Here is a 7304-nt window from a genome sequence, read left to right on the forward strand (position 1 = left end):
CCCGCCGCGACAACGCCGTCTTCCGGGCGCGGCAGTCTGCAGATCCTGAATCGTGATTCACTTACCGGCCGCAGTTGCCCTTGTTTTGCGTTCCCTGGGGCACGCACTGGGGCAACCGCTCGACCTGCACGTTTCCAACCTGCCGATGGTCGGAAATGCTATTTACCTGCGGAAACGCGTCGCAGGTTGGTGCCCTCGGCAGGATTCGAACCTGCGACACCCGCTTTAGGAGAGCGGTGCTCTATCCCCTGAGCTACGAAGGCTGGTTGTGGTAAGCGCGTGCCTACCCGGGACGTCCGCAGTCTACCGGGTCGAGGGCGGGGAGTCCGCATCGCTGTGGTGGGGAGTTGCCGGGGTGGATCAGAAGCCGCCGTCGAAGCCTCCTCCGCCGTCGAAGCCTCCACTATCGAAGCCGCCGCCGTCGGTGCCGCCGGAGTAGTCTCCGCCCTGGTCGTATCCGCCGTGGTCAGCGGCCAGGCCGTCCTGATATCCCTCGCCGTATCCGCTCTCGAACCCGTGGGCGTCGTACCCGACGCCGGACATTCCGGCGAACAGGGACGTGAACAGCAGCGCCGAGCCGAGGCCCCAGGCGCCGCCGATCAGCGCGGGCTTCCACCAGGGCTCGGAGTACCAACCCGCGGGAATCGGTCGTCCGGCGACGCGGCCGCCGGGGTAGTAGTTCGGCGTCGCAGGCGAGGGGTCTGGTGAGGCCGCGATCTGTCTGCCCTCGTACCGGACCACGCGCTTCTCGCTGACCTGCCCGGCGATGTCCTGGCCGTCTAGTGCGGCGATCGCGGGACCGGGGTCCATGCTCATCGCGGTGCGCGCGGCCCTGATGTAGTAGAGCCCTTCCAGCGCGGTCTGTTTCGCCAGCCGGGCCTGTGCGGGGGTGTGAGCCCGATCGAGTTGCGCGCCTGCGGCGAGATGTCGCTCGGATGCGTCGGCCAGTGCCTGGGTCGCCGCCTCGTTGCCGCCGGTGAGGCTGTAGACCTGGCCGCCGAGCCGCTCGTTCACCTGTCTCGCGTCGGCGAGCGCGTCGGCCAATTCGACGGCTGCGCGCTGTTTGCCCCGTTGCGCGTGCCGCACCAGCAAGACGACCAGCACGACGATCACCACGACGATCAGCAGCCACTCCACGGCGCACCTCTTCCGCTCGATCCCCGGATAAGGCCAGTTTACTGACGGATTGCTGAGGTTATGCTGAGCGCGCGGGCGCCTGCGTCTCGTCGTAGTCGGACGGGTCGAAAGTCCTTGTTTTCCAGCGGTAGAGCACCGTAGCGCCGGGCCAGTTGTTGGTGATCCGGCCGGCGGCGTTGCGGTACCAGCTGGTGCAGAAATTCCACGGGGTGTCTTTCAGGCGGTGCTGGAGCCAGTTGTCCCAGCGCTGCTCGGTGCTGGGGCGGGCGGCGAGGTAGCGGCCAGGGCGGTCGGCGAGGTTCTGGACGATCTGGCGGATGTAGCGGGCCTGGGATTCCAGCATGTAGATGATCGAGCCGGAGCCTACGTTGGTGTTCGGGCCGTACATCATGAACAGGTTGGGGAACCGCGGCACGGAGATGCCGAGGTAGGCGCGGGCCCCGGCCTCGCCCCACACGTCAGCCAGTTTGCGTCCGTCGAGGCCGTAGATATTCATCGGCGCGAGGAACTCGGTGCCTTTGAATCCGGTGCCGTAGACGATGACGTCCACCTCGTGCTCGATGCCGTCGGCGGTGCGGATACCGGTCGGGGTGATCGCCTCGATGGCCGTGGTCTCCACGGTGACATTCGGCTGCGCCAGCGCGGGAAAATAGTCGTTGGAGAACAGGCCGCGCTTGCAGCCCGCCGCGTAGTCGGGTGTCAGCTTCGCGCGCAGCTCGGGATCGGGAACGTGCTTGGCCCGGTGCCGGTCGGCCAACCCGATCACCGGTGTCTTGATCGCCGGGATGTCGGTGAGCGCCAGCGCGAGCACTTCGAAGAACGACCAGATGGCGAGGCGCTCCGCGATCCGACTGGGCGGGAAGTACTTGAACAGCGCATGGTGCCGGGAGCTGTACTCGACATCGGCCTTCGGCAGTACCCAGGCTGCCGAGCGTTGGAACAGCGTGAGGTGGGCGGCCCGCGGCTGGATACGCGGGATGAACTGGATCGCGCTTGCTCCGGTGCCGATACAGGCGAGGCGCTTGCCGGTGAGGTCGACCTCGTGGTTCCACTCGGCGGAGTGGAACGCGGGGCCGGCGAAGGTATCGATGCCGGGGATGTTCGGCATGGCAGGACGCGACAGCTGGCCGACGGCCGGGATGAGGATGTCGGCGGACAGCTGCGAACCGTCGGCGGTGCGCACGGTCCACTGGCCGCTGTGCTCGTCGAATTCCGCGTCGGTCACCTCGGCGCCGAAGCGGATGAAGCGATGCAGGCCGTACTTGCCGGCGACGCTGCGCATGTACTCGTGGATGTCGCGCTGTTCGGAGAATCGCCGTGGCCAGTCGGATTTCGGTTCGTAGGACCAGGAATACAGCGGCGAGGGCACGTCACAGGCCGCGCCGGGGTAGGTGTTCTCGCGCCATACGCCACCGAGGTCGTCGGCGCGTTCGAGGATGGTGAACGTGTCCAGTCCGGCACGCCGAAGTTCCAGTGCCATGCCGAGGCCGCCGAATCCGGCTCCGATGATGATGATGGACGGCGAGGTCATGCATCGAGAGTACGGCGGAGTACTCGCAGGCCGAAGACATCCGCGGTCAGGTGATTGGCATTTTCGGCCACATTGCGCGGTTAGTTCCCGGCGAGCTGGCGCGCGATCACCAAGCGCTGGATCTGGTTGGTGCCCTCGAAGATCTGCATCACCTTGGCCTCGCGCATGTAGCGCTCGACGGGGAAGTCCTGGGTGTAGCCGTAGCCGCCGAACACCTGCACGGCGTCGGTGGTGACCTTCATGGCGGCGTCGGTGGCGACAAGCTTGGCCACACTGGCCTGGCGGGAGTACGGCAGCCCTCGGTCCCGACGGCGCGCCGCGTCGATATACGTGGCGCGTGCGGAGTCGACGGCGGCGGCCATGTCGGCGAGGACGAACCCGAGGCCCTGGTGATCGATGATGTGACGGCCGAATGCCTCGCGCTCCTTCGCGTAGGCCACGGCCTCGTCGAGGGCGCGCTGCGCCAAGCCGGTGGCGACCGCCGCGATGCCCAGACGGCCGGAGTCCAGCGCGCTGAAGGCGATCGAAAGCCCCTGGCCCTCCGCGCCGATGCGGCGTTCGGCGGGCAGGAACGCGTCGTCGTAGGCGGCGGTGGTGGTCGGCACCGCGCGCAAGCCCATCTTCTCCTCGGGCTTGCCGAAGCTCAGACCCTCGGTGTCGCTGGGGACCAGGAAGCACGAGATGCCGCGGGAGCCTTCGCCGGTGCGGGCGAACAGGGTGTAGAAGTCGGCACGGCCACCGTTGGTGATCCAGGCTTTGGCGCCGTTGATCCGGTAGCCGCCCTCGACCGGGGTGGCGCGGCAGCGCAGCGCGGCCGCGTCGGAGCCCGCGTGCGGTTCCGACAGGCTGTAGGCCCCGATGGTTTCGCCGGACAGCATCCCGGCCAGCCAGCGCTGCTTCTGCTCGTCGGTGCCGAAGCCGAACAGCGGATGACACGACAGGCTGTGCACGCTGACCGCCACGGCGACCGCGGCCCAGCGCGCGGCAAGCTCCTCGAGCACCTGCAGGTACACCTCGTAGGGCTGATCGCCGCCGCCGAATTCCTCCGGATACGGCAGGCTGAGCAGTCCGGCGGCCCCGAGCGCGGGGAAGACGCCCTCGGGGAAGATGCCGGTCTTCTCGCATTCGGCTACCCGCGGTTCGAGCACCTTGTCGGCGATGTCGCGGGTCAGCTCGAGCAGATCCCGGGCCTCCGGGGTGGGCAGCATTCGGTCCACTGGCATTGATCTACTCCGGTCGCTCGGTGCTTCTCGTGGTTCACAGTAACCGGGCGTTATCCCGGAGCGCGCTCGTCCTCCGGGGCGGTGCTCGCCAGGCGGTGTCGCCGACTCTGCGGCAGCTCACCCGACCGGGGCGGGCGGGCGGCGCGGGCGCTGGAGGCTTGCACACCGTCGGCAGTGCGTTGCGCCAGACGTCGAACGCATACGAAGCGCGGGTGGGGCCGATCACCACGATTTGGACGAAGATCGCCGCGGGTGCGGACCATTCAGTGCACAATGACCGGATCGCATCGGCGAAGTGCCCGCGAAAGGCGCACGGTCGAGATGTCGGGGACACTCGAACGTTCCGCTTGCACGTGCAGCTGTGCGTACAGCAGGCACCCGGATTTCCCTCTGGCGCCGCAGTGTTCATGCTGGTCAACCGGGTAGCTGGCGGGCGAGAACCGAATCCGCCCGTGCACCTGAGGCATTGGTTTGTCTCATTCGGGTGATATCCATTCGATCGGCCTGGCGTAGTAGCGCCACACTCGGCTAGAACAAAGCTGTTCGGATCGGGGTCGACCGGTGTGTCGGCGGCGACGCAGGGGGTGTCGCCGGCACACCGGCCTGGACGCGGCGCGCTGTACCCGGACCGCCCTCTGCTCTAGTATCTGCGTATGAATGCAGATAACCAGGAAATGCGGCCCCTGCTCGCGGAGGACCAGGTCGGGCTGGTTGTCGAGGTGTTCCGGATGCTGGCCGACCCGACGCGCGTGCAGGTGCTGTGGGCGCTGGTCGACCGCGAACTGTCGGTGACCGATCTGGCCGGACAGGTCGGCAAGCCTGCTGCCTCGGTGTCGCAGCATTTGGCGAAACTGCGGATGGCGCGTCTGGTGAACACCCGCCGGTCGGGCACGACGATCTTCTACCGCTTGGAGAACGACCACGTCCGGCAATTGGTGGTGGACGCGGTGTACAACGCCGAGCATGCGGGACCTGGCGTTCCGGCACACCATCGCGGGGCGGGCGCGGTGCGCGAACTGCCCAGCCTCGGCGCGGCGGACGCGTCATGAGCTGGGCGAAACATGCTGCCGGAGCGCGCGTTACGGCGGGCGAGGGCGCCGGTCGCCGCCGCCAACCGGATGCGCGCCTCCGCGAACACCGGCACCAGCACGGCAGTCATCGGCACCAGCACCGCCACGCCGGTCACCAGCACGAGCGCCGGACGGGCCTGCTCGGCGCACTACGCGAAATCTTCGTCCCGCACAGCCACGATGCCGCCGACCGTATCGACGACGCGCTCACGACCAGTGCGATCGGCATCCGCGCGGTCAAACTCAGTCTGGTCGTGCTGGGGTGCACGGCGGCGCTGCAACTGCTGATCGTCGCCGTGTCCGGTTCGGTGGCGCTCGCGGCCGACACCGTGCACAACTTCTCCGACGCGCTGACCGCCGTGCCACTGTGGATCGCTTTCGCGCTCGGACGCAAGGCGGCGACCCGGCGCTACACCTACGGGTTCGGCAGGGCGGAGGACCTGGCGGGGCTCTTCGTCGTCGCGATGATCGCCTTGTCGGCGCTGATCGCGGGATACGAGGCGGTCCGCAGGATGCTCGATCCGGTGCCGATCGACCATCTCGGCTGGGTCGCCGCGGCAGGACTGATCGGGTTCCTCGGTAATGAGACGGTCGCGCTGTACCGGATCCGGGTGGGGCGGCGGATCGGCTCGGCGGCGCTGGTCGCCGACGGTCTGCATGCGCGCACCGACGGGTTCACCTCGCTGGCGGTGCTACTCGGCGCCGGGGGAGTGGCCTTGGGGTTCCCGCTGGCAGACCCGATCATCGGGCTGCTGATCACCGTCGCGATCCTCGCGGTCTTGCGCACCGCGGCGCGGGACGTGCTGCGCAGGTTGATGGACGCGGTCGACCCGGAGCTGGTCCTCGCGGCCGAGCGGGCGCTGGCCGCCGAAGCGGGCGTGCAAGGCGTGCGCAGCCTGCGGATGCGCTGGATCGGACATCGCCTGCATGCCGACGTGGAGCTGGACGTGGCGCCGACCATCACGCTCGCGGACGCCCACCGGGTCGCGCACGACGCCGAGCACACGCTCACCCATGTGATGCCCAAGCTGAATACCGCGGTGGTCCATGCGTATCCGGCGCACACCGAGGTCGTGGTGCCGAGCTGAGGGCATCTGCCGTCGGACGGATGAGTTCGGGGAATCCTCTGGGCCTTGCCCGGTGCGGCTTACCGTTGGGTAGCATCCCCGGTGTGATGTGGCTCATGGTCGGTGTGTACTGAACCATGCTCGCGCGCGTACCATCCCTTCCGAAGCTGCCCGACCTGGTGCGACGCAGTCCCATTCCGGAAGATCTCGATTCCGTCGCATCGATCGGCGCCGAGGTGGCGCCGACCGAGGTCGGCCTGGCGCCCGACTACGCCGAGCGCATCTGGCGGCGTATGCGGCTGGTGTACCGCAGCGGTGTCCACCCAGCCATTCAGGTGTGCGTGCGCAGGCACGGACAAGTCGTCTTCGATCGGGCGCTCGGTCACGCGCACGGCAACGGTCCCGGCGACGGGCCCGATGCGCCGAAGGTTCTCGTGGACACGCGGACCCCGTTCGTCACCTACTCCGCGTCCAAAGGCGTCACGGCGTTCGTCGTGCACCTGCTCATCGAGCGTGGACTGCTCGAGCTGCACGCGCCGGTCAGCCGCTATATCCCCGAGTACGGCTGTCACGGCAAGGAATCCATCACGATCGGGCAGGTGCTCGCGCACCGGTCCGGTGTGGCGAGCCTGCCCAGAGAGGCGCTCACCGCCGAAGCGGTCGCGGATCGGGAACGGCTGGTGCGGAATCTGTGCGCGGTGCGCCCGTCCGTGCCGCCCGGCCGCTTCCAGTCGTATCACGCGCTCTCGGGCGGTTTCATCCTGGGCGAGGTGGTGCACCGCGCGACCGGCAAGGACATCCGCACCGTTCTGGCCGAGGAGATCCTGCGTCCGCTGGGCTTCCGGTGGACCAATTACGGGGTATCGCCGGAGGATTTCCGCAAGCTCGCGCACAACTATCCGACCGGGATGCCGCCGATGCCGCCGCTGTCCAATGCCATGGACCGGCTGCTAGGGGTCAGCTTCACCGAGGCCGTCGAGACCGGCAACGATCCGGCCTATCTGAGCGTCATCGCGCCCGCCGCCAACCTGGTCAGCACCGCGGTGGAGTTCACCCGCTTCTACGAGATCTTCCGCCGCGGCGGCGAGCTCGACGGAGTGCGGGTGATGCGGCCTGACACCATCGCCGCGGCGCTGGTCCCGCAGTCCCGGATCGAGCCCGATCTCACGCTGGGCATGAATTTCGGCTTCGGGTACGGGCCGATGCTCGGCGGCCGGGTGTTGAGCCTGTTCGGCCCCGATACCACACGCGCCTTCGGTCATCTGGGCTTCACCAA

The 7304-nt window shown here is 68.1% G+C and carries 6 protein-coding genes and 1 tRNA gene; 3 read left to right on the forward strand and 4 right to left on the reverse strand.

The genetic code is table 11. From position 1 onward, the window contains the following. Window positions 1-187 precede the first annotated feature (187 nt). From NA4_RS36475 to NA4_RS36490, 4 genes are all read right to left on the reverse strand, one after another. Window positions 188-263 (reverse strand) — tRNA-Arg (locus tag NA4_RS36475). A 97-nt stretch (window positions 264-360) separates the two neighbouring features. After that, window positions 361-1137 (reverse strand): hypothetical protein, encoded by a 777-nt coding sequence (locus tag NA4_RS36480; protein WP_067480414.1) that lies wholly within the window; start codon window positions 1135-1137, stop codon window positions 361-363. Window positions 1138-1195: 58 nt separating this feature from the next. Then, window positions 1196-2668: a flavin-containing monooxygenase gene (locus tag NA4_RS36485; RefSeq protein ID WP_067480417.1), complete on the reverse strand. Its 1473-nt coding sequence runs from the start codon at window positions 2666-2668 to the stop codon at window positions 1196-1198. An 80-nt stretch (window positions 2669-2748) separates the two neighbouring features. After that, a complete protein-coding gene (locus NA4_RS36490; RefSeq protein ID WP_067480420.1) occupies window positions 2749-3891 on the reverse strand; it encodes an acyl-CoA dehydrogenase family protein in 1143 nt (380 codons plus the stop codon). Between the two features lie 674 nt (window positions 3892-4565). Here NA4_RS36490 and NA4_RS36500 point away from each other — a divergent pair. From NA4_RS36500 to NA4_RS36510, 3 genes are all read left to right on the forward strand, one after another. Beyond that, the gene (locus NA4_RS36500; RefSeq protein WP_157129519.1) at window positions 4566-4940 is read left to right on the forward strand and encodes an ArsR/SmtB family transcription factor; all 375 of its coding nucleotides are present in this window, start codon (window positions 4566-4568) and stop codon (window positions 4938-4940) included. Next, on the forward strand, window positions 4937-6049 hold the full coding sequence (locus NA4_RS36505; RefSeq protein WP_084497772.1) for a cation diffusion facilitator family transporter: 1113 nt from the start codon (window positions 4937-4939) through the stop codon (window positions 6047-6049). Before NA4_RS36500 ends, NA4_RS36505 begins: the two co-directional genes overlap by 4 nt. 116 nt (window positions 6050-6165) lie before the next feature. Next, a partial coding sequence (locus NA4_RS36510; RefSeq protein ID WP_067480429.1) for a serine hydrolase domain-containing protein occupies window positions 6166-7304 on the forward strand: 1139 nt, incomplete at its 3' end.

Source organism: Nocardia amamiensis NBRC 102102 (assembly GCF_001612745.1).
Classification (GTDB): Bacteria; Actinomycetota; Actinomycetes; order Mycobacteriales; family Mycobacteriaceae; genus Nocardia; species Nocardia amamiensis.

What these genes read in the sequence shown, in the direction of transcription:
- NA4_RS36485 (WP_067480417.1), bottom strand. Translation starts at nt 2,668, where the DNA reads ATGACCTCGCCGTCCATCATCATCATCGGAGCCGGATTCGGCGGCCTC.
- NA4_RS36490 (WP_067480420.1), bottom strand. Translation starts at nt 3,891, where the DNA reads ATGCCAGTGGACCGAATGCTGCCCACCCCGGAGGCCCGGGATCTGCTC.
- NA4_RS36500 (WP_157129519.1), top strand. Translation starts at nt 4,566, where the DNA reads ATGCGGCCCCTGCTCGCGGAGGACCAGGTCGGGCTGGTTGTCGAGGTG.
- NA4_RS36505 (WP_084497772.1), top strand. Translation starts at nt 4,937, where the DNA reads ATGAGCTGGGCGAAACATGCTGCCGGAGCGCGCGTTACGGCGGGCGAG.